The sequence below is a fragment of the Sulfurimonas sp. HSL1-2 genome (assembly GCF_039645565.1).
GTDB classification, from domain to species: Bacteria; Campylobacterota; Campylobacteria; order Campylobacterales; family Sulfurimonadaceae; genus Thiomicrolovo; species Thiomicrolovo zhangzhouensis.
On sequence record NZ_CP147914.1, the window covers coordinates 2016819 to 2035423 of the forward strand.

Below are 18605 nucleotides of genomic sequence, written 5' to 3' on the forward strand. Positions count from 1 at the left end.
CGTGTCACGGCCGAGCCGCCGAAAATAATTAGGATTATACCAGAGGTTGTTAACAAACCCGGTATGGTGTTCCCGCAATAGACCCCATCTCTAGCGGGAGGCCTTGATCGTTTCATAGGCAGCATTGATCTGCTGCATCTTCTGCGTTGCTTCAGCCATATACGCCTCGTCCGCGCCTTTGGCTTTCATGAGATCGGGGTGGTACTGTTTCACCAGCGCACGGTACTTTTTCTTGATGCTCTCCATCGATTCACCCTCTGCTGCGCCCAGCAGGGCATAGGCCTCTTTCAGTCCGGTACGGGTCGGGCCCGTTTTGTAGATCTGCGCGAACTGCGCCATGATCGTCTCGACCTGCTCCGGCGCAATCTGCAAAAAGGCCGCAATCTTTATCAGCAGGTTCTCTTCGCTGTGGCTGAGCTCGCCGTCGACAAAGGCAAGATTGACGAGGAAAGAGAACATCCCGAGCCGCTGCTGCGGATGGTGCACCGTGGCATAGGCGAGACGCTGTGCGATCGCATCGGCATTGAAGCGCTGCTCCTTTTCACGGTTGAAGATCGCTTTGAGCTCCTCACGCACCGCTTCGTGATTGGGGAAAGTGTTGGCGATGTCCGTAAAGGTGTTGCCTATCAGTTCCGCTTCAAGGGTATCAACCCGGCCGTCGACCTTGGCCACCTTTGCCATCAGCGCGACAAAAAGCCCCAGTTCGGAGTTGCGCAGCGCCTCGGAATGCAGGGGAGCACGCCCCGCCGCGTTCGTGCGGTACTGATAACGGCCGTAGCTTCGGAAAACCCACATCAAAAAGAGGCCGACGCCCAGGTAAAAGATCAGTGATCCCAACGCTGTTCCTCCCCCGTATCGATTTCAATGGAAACGACCCGCTCACACGGCACGATGAGCGTTTTTTCTGGTGCAGTGACCACAAAAAACCATCGGTTCCCCGCCATCAGCTCCGCATCGTATTCACCGGTCCGTTTGACATCGTCCGGGTCCAGCCGGCGCAGGACCACCCCGGTGCTGAACCCCTGCCGGTAATCATCGTCCGCCGTGTCCATATCCGCGAACTCCACCCGGTCGGCCGTGCGGATCAGACGGTAGCGGTTTCGGCGGGCCCAGCCGCGTACGGCGAACCAGAGAAGCCCCATGCCAACAAGGGCCGAGATCCCTACCGCCGTGGAAAGTACAAAGCAGAGGAGCGTGACAAATGCCGTCAACGCCCCCCAGATGACCAGGGCCGCATCATCCGTCTTTTCAAACGCAATCACGCGAAATGCCAGCGAGAGCGTACGCAGATACTGCAGCCACGCCAGACCCCTACTCACTGAAGCGGTCCCAGAAAAACTCGATCCACTCCGTCGCTTCCCGGCAGGTGAAGTCGGGCTGCTCGCAGGCAGCAGGTTTGTACCACGGTGCAGCACATTTGATCGTACTGACCGGGAAGCGTTCCTGCAGATACGCTTTGACCTGCTGCAACGTTTTGCCCGAGTCGACGATATCGTCAACGATCAGGATACGCTGTACCGGCCCCTCGGGGCAATCCCCCTCGATGGTGACCCCCTCACGCTGGGCATCATCATCGTATGAAGCCACCCGCAGCAGGGCGATGTTGCGAACATCCAGACCGTATCCGAGCAGTTGCGCCCCCATCATGCCGCCGCGGGCAAGCGCCACGATCAGATCCGGTGCATACGCGCGGCACTCCGGCAGCAGGGAACGCATATCCGCTTCAAAAGCCTCATAGCTGTAAAAATACATGGCCGCATTATACCACTAAAGCCCCCCTTTACCCTTCCGTTGATACCATGACACGAAAGGGAGTTTCATGCGTTTCAACTTACTGATCCTGCTGTTTTTCACCATCATCTTTTCGGGATGCCTCACACCACAGACCCCCGAAGTCCCTTCCTGGGTCGAGCATCCGCCGGCACCGACGGCGACGGAACTGTACGGTGTCTCGGTCGCCAAAAGCAAAGAGGAGGCGTTTCTTTCCGCCATCGGCAATATTGCGGCGACGATGCTCAAGGGAGCCCAGCTTCCTCTCGGTCAGCACATCCGGGACGTCAACGAGCGTCAAGCGATTGCAAAGGCCATGGAGCGGGTCCTGCAGGAGATCGACTATCCCGATGTCACCCTCAAGCAGGAGGCGGAAATGGGCGAGGATCACGCGGTCCTGATTACCATGCCGCGGGCCGTTTTCGCGTCACAGATCGATGCCCGGCTGAAAGCGCACCGCGAAACGCTCGAACAGCAGGCCAAGACCGATGAAAACGCCCCCCTCTTCCAAAAGCTGGGGAAACTGGGGGCTGCCCACGAGGAGAACCCGATGCTGCTCGCAGAGGTATTCCTCCTTGAAACGGCCGACCCCGGCAGCGATACGAAACCCTATCATGCTTTTGTCGAGCAGATAGATTCAGCGTACAACACCCTCAAATTCGGTGTCGCCGTCAACGTGATCAGCGATGCGGAAGGCATCGTCTACGTCGATACGATGGAGAAGGCGCTCCGTGCCGAAGGGATGCTGCCGACAGGCAACCGCATCGGCCTGCTCCTGATGCATGCCGACAGCCAGCAGGAGCGGCGAAACGGGCTTTTCCAGGTCACGATGCGACTGCGGCTGGAGTCTGTTGCCAAAGGGGAGAAGCTCGCCCGGAACGAATTATTCCTTGAAGCGGCATCATCCCACAGCTTCACCGACGCCAGACGCCAGACGGCAGAGGGGTTGAAGAAGCGTATCCGGGATGAAGGGATTTTCCATACGCTCGGCTTCTGATACTTCGCCCGACGAACACCCTATTCCTGCACCAACCTGTTTTCACGAACGGGTTCCAGCGCTTCTATACGCTTCAGCGCCTCCGCGTCGCCGCTGCTCCTGGCCGCATTCAGTGCCCTGCGCCATTCTCGTCGGGCCTCGATATAGGCGACCCGTGCCCGTTGACGTTCGATGCGCCGCTCGGTAGCGACAAGACGGTTATAGGCTTTCTCCTCGTCAGAAAGTGCAGGAACATCGGAGGGCAACGCTGTCATCACCGCCCCCTCCGAGGCTTCCTTTGACCCCGGAACGGGTTTCACCGCCATTTCCAGCATGGTCGGCACACTCAGTTTCCCGTCAACCGGTCTGTTCGGATGCCTGTCCATCCTTCCCGCGGCCAAAAAGGCGAGTGCCATTATCCCTGTCGACAAAACGATCCAGCGCATAATTGCTCCTCCCTATGATGTCGGGTCTCCGTCGCAGTCCCAGTCTTTCGGGTCCAGCGGACGTTCCGTCGCCCCCGGGAAGATCTGATCGTTCGTGTCGTCGCAGTCGGGAGACCAGTCTTTCGTGTAGAACCCGTCACCGTCACTGTCCGTCCCGATAGGGATCATTGCCGGGGCATACCAGGTCGTCGACGTCCCGTCTCCGGAGACGACTTCGAGATAGTAGGTCTGGGCGGCTGCAATCGCTCCGGCATCGGGCGTACTCATCTCGATGTAACCGCCGGCTCCTTTCACTCCGGTAATCCCGAGCGGTGCACCGCCGTCATCAAGCAGCGCCATCGCAATCCCGGCGGGTCCCTGTGAGTCATCCACGATATAGGCGGCGCCATACGGCGGAAGTGTCACTTTGTAATAATCGGTGTCACTGCCGGGATCGATCGTATGGGCCAGGGAATAGAGCGTATGGTGATAGATGATTTCGCCGACCGCACCTTCCGTGTTGTAGATCGTTGTCGCGCCCCCAAGCGTGCCGTCAGGCTCAAAACCGTCACTCCCCGAGGGGGCATCCGCCCCCGAACAATCCTCATCAATCCCGTTACCGGCGATCTCGGTTGCATAGGGATAGACGGCATTGTTGCTGTCGTTGCAATCATACGTCGCGGAGTAGCCATCATTGTCACCGTCGACAAACACCCGGACCCCGAGTTGGTAGCTGGCCGTATCGTACGGATAGTAGGAGTAGATACGGATCAGGTAATTGCCCGCTTGTGTAATCGGCACCTGTTCGATATTGCTGTCAAAGTCAAGAAAATTGTCATTCGAAGCCACCAATGTCGTCCCGTCAGATTTATAGAGTTCGATAACGGTATCGGCCGTATAGTTCAGGTTGGTGGCAAAAATTTCGTAGGTCTTCCCCGCTTCCAGGGCCACCTGTACCCAGTCCTCATCCCCCTGCGGATAGATGGTACGCGTTTGAAGCCCCTGATCGACCAGCGTACTGCTGGGATGGTTCGGGGCATTATCCCCTGAGCTGCCTTCAAAGCCGTCGACGGCCGTCGGGAAGGCCGCGATAACAACGCTGCCGCCCCCGCCGCCGCCCCCGCCTGTGCTGGCATCCGTTTCGCTCGCGACCTTGCAGCCCCCGGCCATCAGGGCCATCACGGCAAGTAGAACAATTCCTCTCTCTTTCATTGTTTTCATCATTCCCTCCTTCTCATACTAATAACAGGGAAAAACGTGAATTAAAACCATCTTACAATGCACTGCCTTTTGCTTAACGGCGCAGAAAACAACTAGCTGTTAAAATTCAATTGCATTATATAATTAAAAATAATAGTTTATTTTGAAAAATCAGGCAGTTACGAAAGCCAGTGCTTTGGGGTGGACAAAGGCGAGGTTTGCCCAATTGACACGGGGCTGTTTCAGTATGAGTGTATAGGGGGAGACGGCGCGCGAAAGGGCGACATAGAACTGCGATGGGGCGAAGATCTCCGTGGTATCGATGACAAGATCTGGAATACTCATCCCCTGTGATTTGTGGATGGTGATGGCAAAAGCCAGCACGATAGGGAACTGGTAGAGGGTGATGAGGGGCACTTCGACCATCTGCTTATCCTGCTCCACGGTGCGCTCTTCCCATCGGCTCTTCTGCGTGCCCACGCGTTCGAGCTTCACCACGGTGCCGTCACTTTTACGGACAGAAACCGCATCCTGCTCGAGTTTGACGACACTCCCCCGTTCGCCATTCACGTAGTTCCAGCTGTTGCGCGTAAAGAGGACCGGCGCCCCGATTTTCAGTTCCAGTATTTCAGGGATACGGGCATCTTCCATAAAACGCTGCACCTCCCGCGGCTGGGCCTTGGTATCATGGCAGACGCTCTGGGTTTCAAAAGCATAAAGGTCCCCATCCACCGCATCAAGCTGCTCGCGGTTATGTTCGAAGGCGGAACGGTTCGTACCGTAGAGGAAGGTATAGTTTGACAGATCATCGCCCGTCGGCTTGATCAGCTCATGCAGGTAACGATGTTCCTCCTCGCCGACACAGGCATGCCGCACGGCGTTCAGGATGCTGTTGAATTCGGCATCCTCACTGCGCCAGTTGTGCGTCAGCGTCACGGTCTCGAATGCAAACGCGCTCCAGCTGGGGGCCTCGAACGCAAAACGGATCGTGCCCCTGGTCACCGGCGGCAGCTGCAGGAAATCCCCCACCGCCAGGAGCACGCCGTCAAAACCGCACTGCAGCAGCCGCAGCCGGACCATGTCGAGTACCTCGGCACTCACCATCGAAATCTCGTCGATGACAATGAGGTCCATCGCGCGCACCAGCTTGACGATCTTCTTCTTGGGGATCAGCTTCCCCCGGCGTTCAAGGTCCGTTTCACTGTCCGCGATGCCCAGGTCGAAAAAACTGTGCAGGGTCTGACCGCCGATCAGGGCTGCCGCCATCCCCGTCGAGGCGAGCTTGGCAACCTTTTTGCCTTCGGCGCCGTACGCGGCGATGATCTGGCGTGTCAGGGTCGTTTTTCCGGTCCCGGCCCCGCCGGTGAGAAAAAGGTTCTGTCCGGATTGCAGCGTGGAGAGCAGTGCAGAGAGTGACGTGGTTTCCATACGTTCGGGCCGCGCAGCCCTGAGGGTGTTTAGAGGGCCGGTGCCCGGCCGAGGCTGATCTTGCTGCCCTTGAACTCGAGGATCTCGACGTCGATGTCGTCCCCTTCGCTCAGGACATCGGAGACGTTGCGGACATGCGAATCGGAGATCTTGGAGATGTGCAGCAGGCCGTCGACACCGCCGGGCAGTTCGATGAAGGCACCGAAATCGACGATCTTCTTGACACGCCCCTTGACGATATCGCCGACATGGTATTCGGGCTTTTCCAGTTTCGGCACGGAGACGATCTGCTCAATATGCTCGCGCGCCCCCTTGACCCCTTCGCGGTTCTTTCCGGTGACCTTTACGTTGCCGGCTTTCTTGTCGATGTCGATCGCGACCTCGAACTTCTCGATGATCTCGCGGATCGTCTTGCCCGCCTGGCCGATGACGTCGGCGACACGTTCGGGATCAATGCTAAAGAAGTCGCTGCCTGGCAGCTCGTCGCTCAGTTCGATCTTGTGCTCCGCGTCGGCCATGATGTCGATGATATGGGCCCGCCCCGCCTTTGCCTGGTAGAGCGCGGTTTTGAGCAGCTCCAGGGAGATGCCGCCGAGCTTGATGTCCATCTGCAGCGCCGTGATCCCCTCTTTGGAACCCGCGACCTTGAAGTCCATATCGCCGTCATGGTCTTCAAGGCCGGTAATGTCGGTCAGGACCATGTGCAGGTCACCTTCGCTGACCAGCCCCATCGCCACGCCCGCGATCGGGTCGGTCGTCTCCAGGTCCGCCGCTTTGAGCGCCATATAGCCGCCGCAGACAGTCGCCATGGAGGAGGAACCGTTGGATTCCAGGATCTCGGAAACGAGGCGCACCGTCTGCCCCGGGGCTTCCAGTACCGGTTCGAGGGCGCGTTTGGCGAGGTTGCCGTGTCCCAGCTCGCGGCGGCGCGGCGGCTGGACCGGAGAAGCTTCCCCGACGCTGAAGCCCGGGAAGTTGTAATGCACCATGAAACTTTCATACTGCGCAGCGCTGTCGGTGAGGTCCTCGTACATCTGGGCGTCTTTGTTGCCGCCGATGGTCAGTGTCACGAGGGCCTGGGTCTGGCCCCGTGTAAAGAGACAGGAGGAGTGGACGGAGGGCAGGACGTTGGTCAGAATGCTGATCGGACGCACCTCGTCGAGCTTCCGGCCGTCGGCACGGCTCTGCGTCTGCAGGATCTGCGCGCGGACCGTCTCACGTTTGACCGCTTCGATCGCTTTTTTGAGGGCGTGCTCGTCATACTCCGGCTCGGCATCGAGGATCTTTTTGCGCAGGTTGCGCAGGGCCGTTGAACGCTCCGTGCGCGCCATTTGAGCGATCGCCGCGGCGATGTCGCCGCTGTGCTGCTCCCTGACATACGCCATCAGATGCTCGTCGGGCTCCGCGGCGATGCAGGTCAGTTTGAAGGTCTCTTTTTTGAACGGGGCAAAGGCTTTCGCGTAGGAGACGTTCGCCGTCGCCAGCAGCTGCTGCGCTTCGGAGAGCAGGACGATGAAATCATCTTCACCCATCGCGTTGCTGCGGTAGCGGGCAATCGTCTCGGCGGCGAGAGCCGGATCGACAAGGGGGTCGACCATCATCGTATCGAGCAGTTCCGTCTCTACCGAACCCTGGACACGCATCTCGATCATCAGCAGGTCCGATTGCGTTCCCGCGAGAAAGAGGTCAAGGGTGCTGTTTTTGAGCTGCGGCAGGGTCGGGTTGAAGATGACTTCTCCGTCAACCTTCGCAACACGCACGGCGCTGACCGGGATGTCGATATCGATGTCGGAGACATACAGGGCCGCCGAGGCGGCGTTGAGACCGAGCACCTGGAGGTCGGCATCTTCATCCGCGCTGAGGACCATCACGGTAATCTGGACGGGGTTGGCGAACCCTTTGGGAAAGAGTGGACGCAGGGAGCGGTCGATAATACGCGAGGTCAGCGTTTCGAAATCGCTCGGTTTGCTCTCGCGTTTGATGAATCCGCCCGGAATCTTCCCCGCGGCATACGACTTCTCGATGTACTGTACCGTCAGCGGCAGGAAGCCCTCTTCGACGAATTCGGTCTCGTCGATGACGACAGTGGCCAGGACGACCGTGTTGCCGGCCTTGAGCCATGCGCTTCCGTTTGCCTGACGGGCCACGCTTGTAAGCGCATACTCTTCCGTCCTGTTCTCGACGGCTACCAGTACATCATAATCCATTTAGTCCCCTAGTATCTTGATAATCATTTCATCCGAAACATCTTCTAATTGTGAATAATAACATGATGTTTCTATATAATCCTCCAGCACGTGCGGGCAGAAGAGCGCGTCGCAGAGCGGTTCGATGGAAGCATAGACCTCTTTGGGCAGTACCGGCGCGCAGGCAAAGAGGGCGTCGGGCGAACGCGAAAGCACCGTTTTGATCGCACAGATCAGTTTCAGCCCGCTCTCCGATCCCTGGTCGACCAGCAGGACGTTTTTGCCCCGAAGACTCGTGAGGGGGCGCCCTTTGCGGTAGTGGTAGATCTTCGAGAGGATCTTCTCCTCATGCTTGCGGCGCGCCTCGCCGTAGACGTAGTCGTACTGCACGCCGAACGCTTTGACGAGGTCGTCGTTGATGACGATCTCCTCCATCTCGCTCACCCGCCCCAGTTCGCACTCTGGGTTGTGGGGCGCCATGATTGATTCGCCCATCAGCCAGTCAATCTTCAGTTTCATCCGGCCGTTGAGCTCCTGGCAGAGCGCGACGCCGCCTTCGGATACGGCAATGAGTATCCACGACTCGCGCTGCATCTGTGCCAGCGGCAACAGCTCCTTGAGCGCCGAAGCGGCCGCCTTTCTATCTTCAAACAGTATCATCATGAACCATCCAGTACATCGCTGAGTTTATAGTTCACCTCCGTGCCGCCGATCGGACGGAGCTCAACGGTAAAATAGACATACTTCTCGAGCACCGAATCGGTCTGGGCATTGGTCAGGATCGGCCGGTTGTTCTCGACGTAGCGCATCCCGAACTTCCAGCAGCGCTTCGTATAGTCAAAGCCGATCTCGGAGAGCTTCTTCGTATTCGTCTCCAGATCATAAGCATAGCGCCCGAAATAGCGGTAGTGGTCATTATAGCGGTAGACGGCATCAAACGTCAGGTAATTGACCCGGCTGGTGCCGTTAGCATCGGGCTGGTCTTCATAGAGGTCCGTCACACCGACGTTGAACGCATCATCGCTGTAGCGGATGCCGTTGAGCGTCTTGGAGACGCGGTGGTAATCATAGTTGTAAAAAACATCGGAGTAGAGCGAGAGTTCCGGCGTCAGCTGCCAGTCCAGCTCGTTCTCCAGCTCACTGAGCTGATCCTGGTAACGGTCAAAGGAGAAGCGCTGCGAGATGCGGTGGTAGAGAACCTGCTCCCCCTCGTCATTGACGAAGAACTGGCTGAATTTGAGGTCCAGCGCCTCTTCGATCTCGTTGACGGCGTAGAAATCGCACTCGGGGTAGAGCGCTGCATCACTCCCGGTGCAGAGCGACTGCTGGGTCTCATAATAGCCCGCCGCGTCATCGACGCCGGCCTTGGTATAGGCAAGGTCCAGCCCCGCGGTGTGGCTGAATCCGTCGAACGCCTTCGTCACCTGCGTGCCCGCATCGAAGACGTGGTAGATCCGGCCGAAGAGCCCCGTTTCGTACATCCCGCCCGTCGTGATCGCCGATACGCTCGTCGGTTCGTTCCCGAAGGTGATGTATTTCCCGTTGAGACGGGCACTGTAGGAGAGCAGCAGGTAATCCTCCAGCGCGGAGGTCTGCAGCGTGACCGGAAGGTCCACTTCCCCCTCGACCGCACGCATCCCCGTTTCGCGGAAAATATTGTTCCCGCGGAGATTGAAGGTGTAGTAAACGTGTTCGTCCAGGAAGGTGTCGATATAGCGGTGGTAGCGCAGGATCGGCAGGTTCTGCGGCGTGTCGGCGTTGCTCTTTTTGTTCAGGTCGAGGTAGTAGCGCAGGTTCATACCGTAGTAGGCATTCTCCTCGTTGTAGAAGAGGTTAACCCGGGAAAGCACCTGGTTTGACGTCGCGTAGTTGACGGTATCGTTGGATGAGAGGTTGATATAGTCGATATCGTTCATCCACTTGATATCGGCATAGAGCCCCGACTGTCCGTGAAGGTCCAGGCCGAGCCAGCGCTGCAGCACCGCCGTGTTGGTATAGAAAAAGTCGAAACCGTAATGGTTCGAGTTGGCCAGGTCGTAGGTATCGACATAGGAGGATTTCTCCTGGAAGTAGCCCGCGTTTAACGACCCCTTGGAGACGTTCGAATCGACAAAACGGAACTTCCCGTAAAGCCCCTCGCCCCGCTCCGTGCGGATCTGCGGCCGCAGTTCCACGTCCCAGGAGGGGTCGATGGCGATGTAGACGGGCTGTTCGACGAAGAAACCTTCCGTACTGGAGACCCCGAAAGACGGGACCAACAGACCGCTGCGCCGACGGTTGTCCAGCGAGTAGCCGAAATAGGGAAAGTAGAAGACGGGGATGCCGTAGATCTTCAGGTAGGCGTTATAGACGTTCATCCAGCGCGATTCGCTGTCGAAATCGGCGCTGGAGAAGTAAAGCACCCAGAACGGGTCGTTGGGGTCGCACCCCGACACCATCCCCTTCTCTACCGTGAAGTCCTTGTCTTCCGCGCCCGAACGCGAGGAGCTCATCCAGACATTCGTATGGCGGTCGAGCATAAAAAACGGGGAGAACTCCCGGCTCTTCGTGGCGACATCGAGCTTGGCGTAGTCCCCCATCGCGAAATAGTCCGACCCCTGCATCGCAACGATATTGCCGAAGAGTTCCAGCGTGCTGCTGTTGCGGTCGAAGTAGGCCTCGTTGGCACTGAGGTAGTAGCTTTTGTAGAGGACAAGCACATCCCCGCTGGCATGGACGACGCTCTGGTTCGAATCGAGCCGGGTTGCAAAAAATTCAATCTGGTTTTCCGCCCGCAGCGCGGTCAACACAAGCGTAAGAAGGAGAAAGAGCCTAAGCATCGACAACGACGGTGCGGGCGGTGCGATCATGCCACGCCTGGTTGTTGGGGTCGAACATCGCCCAGATAAAGCCGAGGTAGAAGATGATTTCACTCAGGATGCGGAAGACGGCGCGGTTGAATGCCGGCAGCCAGCCCGGGACCCCGCCGTCCTCCACGGCCACGACACGGATGCGCATCGCCATCTTCCCCAGCGTCGCCCCGTAAAGGGCGACGAAGAGCGTCTGGTAGAAGACCTTCATCCCCAGGTACTCCAGGGCGTAGGCGTTGGTGACAAACAGGAACGTCTCCATATCTTCCGCCTTGGAGATCGGACCCCAGAGCATGATCGTGAACAGCAGGCTCAGCAGGAGCTCGTCGATCAGAAACGCCACGGCACGCTTCGGGATGGAAGCCAGGTGCAGTTCGTACCGGTGCAGCAGCGTTTCGATCGTCTCGTTCACGGGTCAGAGGGCCTGGTATGCGATATCGGTGCGCAGTTTTTTGCCGGCGAAGTGGACCTGGCCGCAGAGCAGGTAGGCGCGGTCGCGGGCCTCGCGGATGCTTGCCCCCGTCCCGACACAGACGAGGACGCGCCCGCCTGTCGCAAAGAGCTTGCCGTCCTCTTCGCTGACACCGGCATAGGCGATGTGCGAATGCTCTGCCAGCTCCGTATGCACGATCTCGTCGACGACGATCTCCGCCGGCTCGCTGCTGCTGTAGGGGTAGTCGCGGCTCGCCATGACGACGCCGACGGCGTATTCGTTCTTGAACTTCACATCCAGGGTATCGAGCTGCTTCGTCGCGGCTTTGTAGAAGAGTTCGCTTGCCGGGGAGCTCAGCAGCGGCATCAGGATCTCGCACTCCGGGTCGCCGAAACGGACGTTGAACTCCAGGGTGATCGGTTCGCCGTTCACGATCATCAGGCCGATGAAGAGGACCCCCTCGAAGGGCGCCCCCTCCGCTTGCATCCCGTCGAGCGTCGGGCGGACGATGCGTTCCTTGACCTTCTCGTAGATTTCGTCGTTGACGAGCGGAGTCGGCGCGTAGGCACCCATCCCGCCCGTGTTCGGCCCCTGGTCGCCGTCAAGGAGACGCTTGTGGTCCTGCGCCGCCTGCAGGAGGATGAAGTCCTCCCCGTCACAGATGGCAAACATGGAGAGTTCGTAGCCGTCGAGGAACTCCTCGATAACGACCTTCTTCCCCGCGTCGCCGAAGGCCTTTCCGCTGAGCATCTCCGAGGCCGCTTTTTTCGCCTCGTCGTGGGTCGCTGCGATGATGACGCCCTTGCCCGCGCAGAGGCCGTCGGCTTTGACGACGACCGGCGTCGGCAGGGTCTCGATGAACTTGAAAGCCGTCTCGATATGGCCCGTTTCGATGTAGCGTGCCGTCGGGATGCCGTACTTGGCAAGGAAGTTCTTCATATAGACCTTGGAGCCCTCGAGCTGCGCCGCCGCCTTGGAGGGGCCGAAGATCGTCAGCCCCTTCGCCTTGAAGATGTCGACGACGCCTTCGGTGAGCGGCGCTTCCGGCCCGACGATGGTCAGCTCGATACTGTTCGCAATCGCAAAATCCGCCAGCGCGTCGTAATCCTTGATCGCGACGTTCTCGCCCAGCATCGGCGTCGCCCCGTTGCCCGGTGCGAAATAGAGTTTCTCAACCGCTTCGTCCTGCGCCAGGACACGCCCGATCGCAAATTCGCGTCCGCCGCTGCCGATTACCATTACATTCATATTCTGCCGATCCTTATCTGTCTGTTTTCATTCAAAAAGACGGCATCTTCTTGAATGAGAACGGAGAGAGAAACCCGAGTGGCCGTTCCGCAAGATAGCTTTGGTTCTCAAAGCCAAAAAAATACGGATTGAGCGCTTCATCAGGCGGCGGTCTCTCGGGCTTGCGCCCTCCAGCGAGATCACCGGCACACAAAAGCGACTACCCCATCCATAGTATAGATATGTAGAACCCCCTGAAATGCGAGAGCTCGCACCACCCAGGCTGCTAGTCAAATTATAGCCGATACGCCATAAAGAGGGGCTAAAAAACGGGAGGTGATTTCCCTATTCGTTGATGCGGGTTTTGATCGTTTTCGCGATCGCACAGCAGTGGTTGATCTTTTCGGAAAAAGAGAGGTCCTCGCGCAGCAGCACGTTGATAAACGCAGAACCGACGATGACGCCGTCGACGCCCTCCGCCTTCGCCTTTGCCGTCTGCTCGTTGACACCGAAACCGACGTAGACGGGGGTCTGCGTGTGGCGGCGGATCGAAGCGACGACCCCGCCGAGATCTTCGCTCTTGCCCGCCCCAGTAATCCCGGCGTAGGCGACAAGGTAGATGAACTTCTGTGCCGAACCGACGACCGTTTTGATCCGTTCGTCCGTATCCGTCGGCGCGACGAAGGCGATGTTGCTGATGCGGTGTTTGGCGAAGGCGTCGGCATAGAGGACAGCCTCTTCATGCGGCAGGTCCGGGACGATCAGGCCGGTGACGCCCAGATCGTTCGCCTCGCGCAGGACGTTCTCCATCCCGAACTGGTAGAAGGGGTTGAAATAGCCCATCCAGAGGGTATCGACACGGGGTGCCACGGCCCGGGAAACGTCCAGGACGTCTTTGAAACGGAAACCGTTCTCCAGCGCGACGTAGTTCGCCGCCTCGATCACCGGTCCGTCGGCGACGGGATCAGAAAAGGGGATACCCAGTTCGAGCGAATCGACACCGTTCTCTCCCAGGGAGAGTGCAAGGTCGATCGTAAAATCTTTATCGGGATAGCCCGTCGTAATGTAGCCCACCAGTTGTTTTTCCACCGATTACCCTTTTGCCGTATCGCCCGTACCCGGGCGCTTGCGCCCCCTGCAACGGGGCGGCGGCCTGCCATATTTATCCGCAATTGTAGCATTTTTGGATAAAATCGCTCTCAATTGACTAGGGCACCGGAGAGGGGAATCCCCCCTATTCCGGCATGCCCGCAGGAGCAATCAATGGCCAAAAAGCTGAGCGTCGGTGCCATCCGGAATGCCAAAGGCGGTACCCCGCTGATGATGATCACCGCGTATGACGCCCTCTTCGCACGCCTCTTCGACCCCATCGCCGACATTCTGCTGGTGGGGGATTCGCTCAACATGAGTTTCGCCGGGAAACCGGATACACTGAGCGCCACGCTCGAACAGATGATTTACCACACCCAAGCCGTCTGCAGCGGGGCGCCGGGCACCTTCGTCATCTGCGATATGCCGTTTGGCACCTATACGACGGCCGAAAAGGCCCTGGAGAACGCCATCGCCGTCTACCAGCAGAGCGGTGCCGACGCGGTCAAGATTGAAGGGGGCCGGGACAAAGCCGGTATCATCGCCCACCTCACGGCCAACGGCATCGCCGTCTGCGGCCACATCGGCCTGCTGCCGCAGGCGGTCCGCGGCGAGGGGGGCTACAAGGTCAAGGGCAAAGACGAGGCAAATGCCCTCTCCCTGATCGAGGACGCCAAAGCCGTCGAAGCGGCCGGGGCGTTCTGTATGGTCGTCGAAGGGGTCAAAGCCGAGGTCGCGACGCGGATCGCGGAAGCCGTATCGGTCCCGGTCATCGGTATCGGTGCGGGCAGCGGCGTCGACGGGCAGGTGCTCGTCTTCTCCGATATGCTCGGCCTCTATGAGCCCTTCGTACCGAAATTCGTCAAGCAGTACATGCAGGGTGCCGATGCGGTCAAAGCGGCGGTCACGCAGTACAAGGAAGAGGTCGCGGCGCGCACCTTCCCGGCAGAGGAGCATACGTATTGATCCCTCAAACTGTGTCTGTACTCATCTTGGGGGTACTGGCCTCCGGCTGCTCCAATGAAATGCGCTACGACATGGCGCATGACATCGCCAAACAGAACTGCCGCAATATCACCAGCCCCGATGAGCGGCGCGCTTGCGAGGCGCAGCACGACCAGCCCTATCAAGAGTACAAAGCTGCGGAACAATATCCGGAGGGACAGTAACGATGGAACGTATCGTAGAGATCGAAAAATTCAGCGCCGAGGAGACGGTGGAGACTTCCCTGCGCCCCGAGGGGTGGAAGGATTACATCGGCCAGGAACAGATCAAAAAGAATCTCGGCGTCTTCATCGAAGCGAGCAAAAAACGGGGCGAAGCCCTGGACCACACCCTTTTCTTCGGCCCTCCCGGGCTGGGGAAAACCACCCTGGCGCTGATCATCGCCAACGAGATGGGCAGCAGCATCAAGGTCACCGCCGCCCCGATGATCGAAAAGAGCGGCGACCTGGCCGCCATCCTCACCAACCTCGAGGAGGGGGACATCCTCTTTATCGACGAGATCCACCGCCTCTCCCCCGCCGTCGAGGAGATCCTCTACCCCAGTATGGAAGATTTCCGCCTCGACATCATCATCGGCAGCGGCCCGGCGGCCCAGACGGTCAAGATCGACCTGCCCCGCTTCACCCTGATCGGGGCGACGACGCGGGCCGGGATGCTCTCGAACCCCCTGCGCGACCGCTTCGGCATGAACTTCCGTATGAACTTCTACCACCCCGAAGAGCTCGCACGCATCATCATGCAGGCGGCGGAAAAGCTGGGCAAGCCGATCAAGCACGACGCCGCGCTGGAGATCGCCCGCCGCTCCCGGGGAACGCCGCGGATCGCCCTGCGGCTGCTGCGCCGGGTCCGGGACTTTGCCGACGTCGCCGATGAGACCACCATCACACATGAGCGCACCGCCTACGCCCTGAACGAGCTGGGCATCAACGCCCACGGCTTCGACGAGATGGACCTGCGGCTGCTGGAGCTGCTGGTCCAGGCCAAAGGACGGGCCATGGGGCTCAGTACCATCGCCGCGGCGCTCAGCGAGGATGAAGGGACCATAGAGGATGTCCTGGAGCCCTACCTGCTCGCCAACGGCTACCTGGAGCGTACGGCCCGGGGGCGCGTCGCCACGCCCAAGTGCTACGATGTGCTCCGGCTCACCCCGCCCGCCGAACAGAGCGGGCTCTTCTAGGATCGCGCCGTGAAGCCGCAGACGATCTTCGCCATCCTGCTCGCGGCATCGCTCTACTGGATGTACCTGCTCTACAGCCCCTACCTGATGAGCATCCTTATCGCCTCCCTGCTCGCCGTTTCGACCTTCTCGTTCAAACGGCGGCTGCGGGAGTGGTCCGGATCGGTTCTCGCGGCGGCGGCCCTCTCGACACTCGTGATGGCCCTGCTCTTCTTCGCACCGCTGGGCTACTTTCTCGCCAAGATCACCATCTACCTGCAGCACTTCGACCCTGCGAGCCTCGAATCGGTCATGGACTACCTGCAGGAGCTTGTAGAGCGTGCGCCGGGATTCTCCGGGCGCTCCAGGACCCACGTCTCGGACTTTATCACCTCGTACGACCCCGCCGATCTGACGAAGAAAGCGCTCGCCTACGCCGGCACCATCGGCAGTATCAGCGCCTCTTTTGTCAAGAACGCGTTCATGATTATCGTCTTCTACTTCTTCGCGCACCTCTACGGCCAGCGGCTCGCAGCCTATTTCAAACATGTCATCAACCTCCCGCCCGATGATGCGGCCCTGCTGGGCTCGGAGGTCTCTTCGGTGATGAGTATCGTCTTCTACTCCATTCTGCTGACCGCGGCCCTGGAGGGGGCGCTGTTCGGGATCGCCGTCAGTTTTATGGGCTACAACGGTCTGCTTTTCGGCATTCTGTTCGGATTCGCCTCGCTCATTCCCGTCGTCGGCGGCGCCCTGATGTGGGTCCCCTTCTCCCTCTACGAACTCTCCGTCGGCCATACGGGCAGCGCCGTTTTCATCGCACTCTATACGATCATCGTCATCTCCGTGATCGCGGACACCTTCATCAAACCGGTGATCATCAAGAGCATCGACAGCAAACTCTCCACGACCGAGACCAAGCGCAACGAGCTCATCATCTTCTTTGCCATCATCGCCGGACTGACGAGCTTTGGGTTCTGGGGCATGATCCTCGGTCCCGCCATCACCGCCTTCTTCATGGCGCTGCTGACGCTGGTGGAACGCAAAAACGCGATCAGCGAACGGGCGACGGATATCAGTTGAATAGCAGTCAGAGTTAAGCGTTAAGCGTTAAGCGTTAAGCGCAGCCTGTGACAATCCGTCCATTCTGTCAAGGCCGAAACGATCATTTGCGTGTCAGCCGGATCACCGAGGAATAGAGTATCCCGAAAGCGGCAGCTTGTTGCCCTTTCTTTTTCCCGGTTCGGCTTTTTCTTTGTGCATGCAAAGAAAAAGGGGAACAAACAATTGCAAATTACGCTGCCGGATAGGCACTTTCCAAAGAAGCATAAAGTTCCTCAGGCGTCATATCGCCTTTCTCTTCCCAAAGCCGCTTCATCACGACATTGTCCTCTTCCCCGTTCCAGACCTTGACGTAATGCCCCTCTTTGTAGCCGTGGTCCTGGCGGAACTGGTTGAGAATGTTCTTGCCGACGTAGAGGCGGTAGAGCGACGTGAGGTCGAGGTTGCTCATGCGGACCAGTTCGAAAAAGTCTGCGAGCAGTTTGGTCAGGTCGGGCTTGCTGTCGAGGGCGTCTTTCATCACCGACTCCACCTGGGCCATCACGAGCTTCTCGACGGCGAACCCTTCCGCTTCATCGTTGAGCATCTCGTAAAAAGGCATGATCGCGATCGCCTTCGCCGCGTCATCGAGGCTGCCGAGATCGCGCTGCTTGTACTCCTGCAGCACCAGGCTCATCACGAAGTGCCAGACGTCCACGACCTCGATCTGCAGGTTGGCCCAGTCCGGCTCGGCGGCGATGTTCTTCCAGTGCTTCCATGCGAACGAGTCGATCATCTCGGCGCACTCCATGTAGATACAGCGCTTCCAGTTGATCGCCTTGCCGTTCTTGGTCGTACCCGCTTCCCAGTCTGCTCCGTTCGTGGCATCGTTGAGCTGCTGTTGCAGCTGCAGCATCTGTAAAGCTCTGTTCATGGGTACGCTCCGTTTTTTTGTCGACATTTTACCGGGAATTGTATTCAGCCCCCCTTCCGTCCGGGGCCGTGAGGAAAAGACGAGTGTGCCGGTACGGCTACTTTACCGGCGCTGCGGCTTCCCAGAGCAGTTTCTTGCCGAAACCGAACCGGTTGTCGGTGAGTTTCATCCAGGAGGGCTCCAGCCGCCACAGTGTAGGAAGCATCGCGCGGGCATAGGGGAAACGGGCGTAGTAGCAGCGCGCGTCCGCTGCATCGGAAACGACGATCCGGCCGCGGCACTGCAGCCCCTGGATTTTACCAACCGTATCCGTTTCCAGGGCGATGCCCGCCGCCACGAAGGGGTTGGCCTTCATCTGGGCCGTGTGCTCCGTATCCTCCGCCGAGGCGAATACGAAGCAGTTGCGCACATCGTCATACGCGTAAAACAGGGGTGTCGCATAGGGGGAGCCGTCCCGGCTCGTTGCAAGGGTCAATACATGATGTTCCCGCACGAATGCGGCGATGGCGTCAAGTGCAGCGCGCATCGTGACGGCCGTGGAAGGTAGGAAATAGCATAAGGGATTATAGCGCGAAACGGCGCCGCATCCCTCAGGCGCAGCGTATCAGGTTGACATACCAGTCATCGCGCATGTAGCCGCGGTCAGGGATGAGGGAGAGCTGCATCGTTCCCTCACCGCAATGCACCTCGTTGATAAGCTCTTCGGGGACCTCGAGCTCTTCACACAGGTACTCCACCGCGACGTCGTCGCTGTCGATATCGGGCCAGCCCCAACCGTTTTCCAGATGACGGATCACAAAGGTCGTCTCTTTCATTGCTCACTCCGGATGCAAGATGGCGCTATGATAATGGCGTTTCATCTCCTCCCCATTACGGCAACGTCTCA

Annotated in this window: 20 protein-coding genes; 5 read left to right on the top strand and 15 right to left on the bottom strand. The window is 58.8% G+C overall.

Going from position 1 to position 18605, the window contains the following annotated elements; translation table 11 throughout:
- Positions 1-90: 90 nt before the first annotated feature.
- Genes WCX18_RS10345 through WCX18_RS10355 form a run of 3 tightly spaced genes read right to left on the bottom strand, consistent with a single transcriptional unit; the run spans position 91 to position 1752 of the window.
- The gene (locus tag WCX18_RS10345) at positions 91-837 is read right to left on the bottom strand and encodes a TerB family tellurite resistance protein (protein WP_345987523.1); all 747 of its coding nucleotides are present in this window, start codon (positions 835-837) and stop codon (positions 91-93) included.
- Complete coding sequence (locus WCX18_RS10350) at positions 825-1319, bottom strand: hypothetical protein (RefSeq protein ID WP_345987525.1); 495 nt, start codon at positions 1317-1319, stop codon at positions 825-827. Before WCX18_RS10350 ends, WCX18_RS10345 begins: the two co-directional genes overlap by 13 nt.
- Positions 1312-1752, bottom strand: a complete 441-nt coding sequence (locus WCX18_RS10355; RefSeq protein WP_345987527.1) for a phosphoribosyltransferase family protein — start codon at positions 1750-1752, stop codon at positions 1312-1314. Before WCX18_RS10355 ends, WCX18_RS10350 begins: the two co-directional genes overlap by 8 nt.
- 67 nt (positions 1753-1819) lie before the next feature.
- Between WCX18_RS10355 and WCX18_RS10360 the strand changes: the two genes are divergently transcribed.
- Positions 1820-2767: a hypothetical protein gene (locus WCX18_RS10360; RefSeq protein ID WP_345987529.1), complete on the top strand. Its 948-nt coding sequence runs from the start codon at positions 1820-1822 to the stop codon at positions 2765-2767.
- Between the two features lie 20 nt (positions 2768-2787).
- Here WCX18_RS10360 and WCX18_RS10365 read toward each other — a convergent pair whose 3' ends face one another.
- From WCX18_RS10365 to trpA, 9 genes are all read right to left on the bottom strand, one after another.
- On the bottom strand, positions 2788-3192 hold the full coding sequence (locus WCX18_RS10365) for a hypothetical protein (protein ID WP_345987531.1): 405 nt from the start codon (positions 3190-3192) through the stop codon (positions 2788-2790).
- Between the two features lie 12 nt (positions 3193-3204).
- Positions 3205-4395, bottom strand: a complete 1191-nt coding sequence (locus tag WCX18_RS10370; RefSeq protein ID WP_345987533.1) for a MopE-related protein — start codon at positions 4393-4395, stop codon at positions 3205-3207.
- Positions 4396-4542: 147 nt separating this feature from the next.
- Complete coding sequence (locus WCX18_RS10375) at positions 4543-5799, bottom strand: AAA family ATPase (RefSeq protein WP_345987535.1); 1257 nt, start codon at positions 5797-5799, stop codon at positions 4543-4545.
- Between the two features lie 29 nt (positions 5800-5828).
- Positions 5829-8006, bottom strand: a complete 2178-nt coding sequence (locus WCX18_RS10380) for a polyribonucleotide nucleotidyltransferase (RefSeq protein WP_345987537.1) — start codon at positions 8004-8006, stop codon at positions 5829-5831.
- Complete coding sequence (locus WCX18_RS10385) at positions 8007-8648, bottom strand: phosphoribosyltransferase (RefSeq protein WP_345987539.1); 642 nt, start codon at positions 8646-8648, stop codon at positions 8007-8009.
- Positions 8645-10834, bottom strand: coding sequence for an LPS assembly protein LptD (gene lptD / locus WCX18_RS10390; RefSeq protein ID WP_345987541.1), 2190 nt, complete (start codon positions 10832-10834; stop codon positions 8645-8647). Before lptD ends, WCX18_RS10385 begins: the two co-directional genes overlap by 4 nt.
- Positions 10797-11246 (bottom strand): RDD family protein, encoded by a 450-nt coding sequence (locus tag WCX18_RS10395; protein WP_345987543.1) that lies wholly within the window; start codon positions 11244-11246, stop codon positions 10797-10799. Before WCX18_RS10395 ends, lptD begins: the two co-directional genes overlap by 38 nt.
- Before the next feature lie 3 nt (positions 11247-11249).
- Complete coding sequence (gene purD / locus WCX18_RS10400) at positions 11250-12515, bottom strand: phosphoribosylamine--glycine ligase (protein WP_345987545.1); 1266 nt, start codon at positions 12513-12515, stop codon at positions 11250-11252.
- Positions 12516-12839: 324 nt separating this feature from the next.
- A complete protein-coding gene (trpA, locus tag WCX18_RS10405; protein WP_345987547.1) occupies positions 12840-13583 on the bottom strand; it encodes a tryptophan synthase subunit alpha in 744 nt (247 codons plus the stop codon).
- 174 nt (positions 13584-13757) lie between these two features.
- Here trpA and panB point away from each other — a divergent pair, with 174 nt between their 5' ends.
- Genes panB through WCX18_RS10425 form a run of 4 tightly spaced genes read left to right on the top strand, consistent with a single transcriptional unit; the run spans position 13758 to position 16827 of the window.
- Complete coding sequence (panB, locus tag WCX18_RS10410) at positions 13758-14549, top strand: 3-methyl-2-oxobutanoate hydroxymethyltransferase (RefSeq protein WP_345987549.1); 792 nt, start codon at positions 13758-13760, stop codon at positions 14547-14549.
- Between the two features lie 11 nt (positions 14550-14560).
- Positions 14561-14752, top strand: coding sequence for a hypothetical protein (locus WCX18_RS10415; protein WP_345987551.1), 192 nt, complete (start codon positions 14561-14563; stop codon positions 14750-14752).
- 2 nt (positions 14753-14754) lie between these two features.
- Positions 14755-15765, top strand: coding sequence for a Holliday junction branch migration DNA helicase RuvB (gene ruvB / locus WCX18_RS10420; RefSeq protein WP_345987552.1), 1011 nt, complete (start codon positions 14755-14757; stop codon positions 15763-15765).
- 9 nt (positions 15766-15774) lie between these two features.
- Positions 15775-16827, top strand: a complete 1053-nt coding sequence (locus tag WCX18_RS10425; protein WP_345987554.1) for an AI-2E family transporter — start codon at positions 15775-15777, stop codon at positions 16825-16827.
- Between the two features lie 211 nt (positions 16828-17038).
- Here the strand turns inward: WCX18_RS10425 and WCX18_RS10430 are convergent, their stop codons facing one another.
- The 3 genes from WCX18_RS10430 to WCX18_RS10440 form a co-directional block, all read right to left on the bottom strand.
- Positions 17039-17719 (bottom strand): dUTP diphosphatase, encoded by a 681-nt coding sequence (locus tag WCX18_RS10430; RefSeq protein WP_345987556.1) that lies wholly within the window; start codon positions 17717-17719, stop codon positions 17039-17041.
- Between the two features lie 97 nt (positions 17720-17816).
- Positions 17817-18245 carry a pyridoxamine 5'-phosphate oxidase family protein gene (locus WCX18_RS10435; RefSeq protein ID WP_345987558.1) on the bottom strand — a complete coding sequence of 143 codons (429 nt, stop codon included), beginning with the start codon at positions 18243-18245 and terminating at the stop codon, positions 17817-17819.
- Between the two features lie 64 nt (positions 18246-18309).
- Positions 18310-18534, bottom strand: coding sequence for a hypothetical protein (locus WCX18_RS10440; protein ID WP_345987560.1), 225 nt, complete (start codon positions 18532-18534; stop codon positions 18310-18312).
- Positions 18535-18605: the final 71 nt, after the last annotated feature.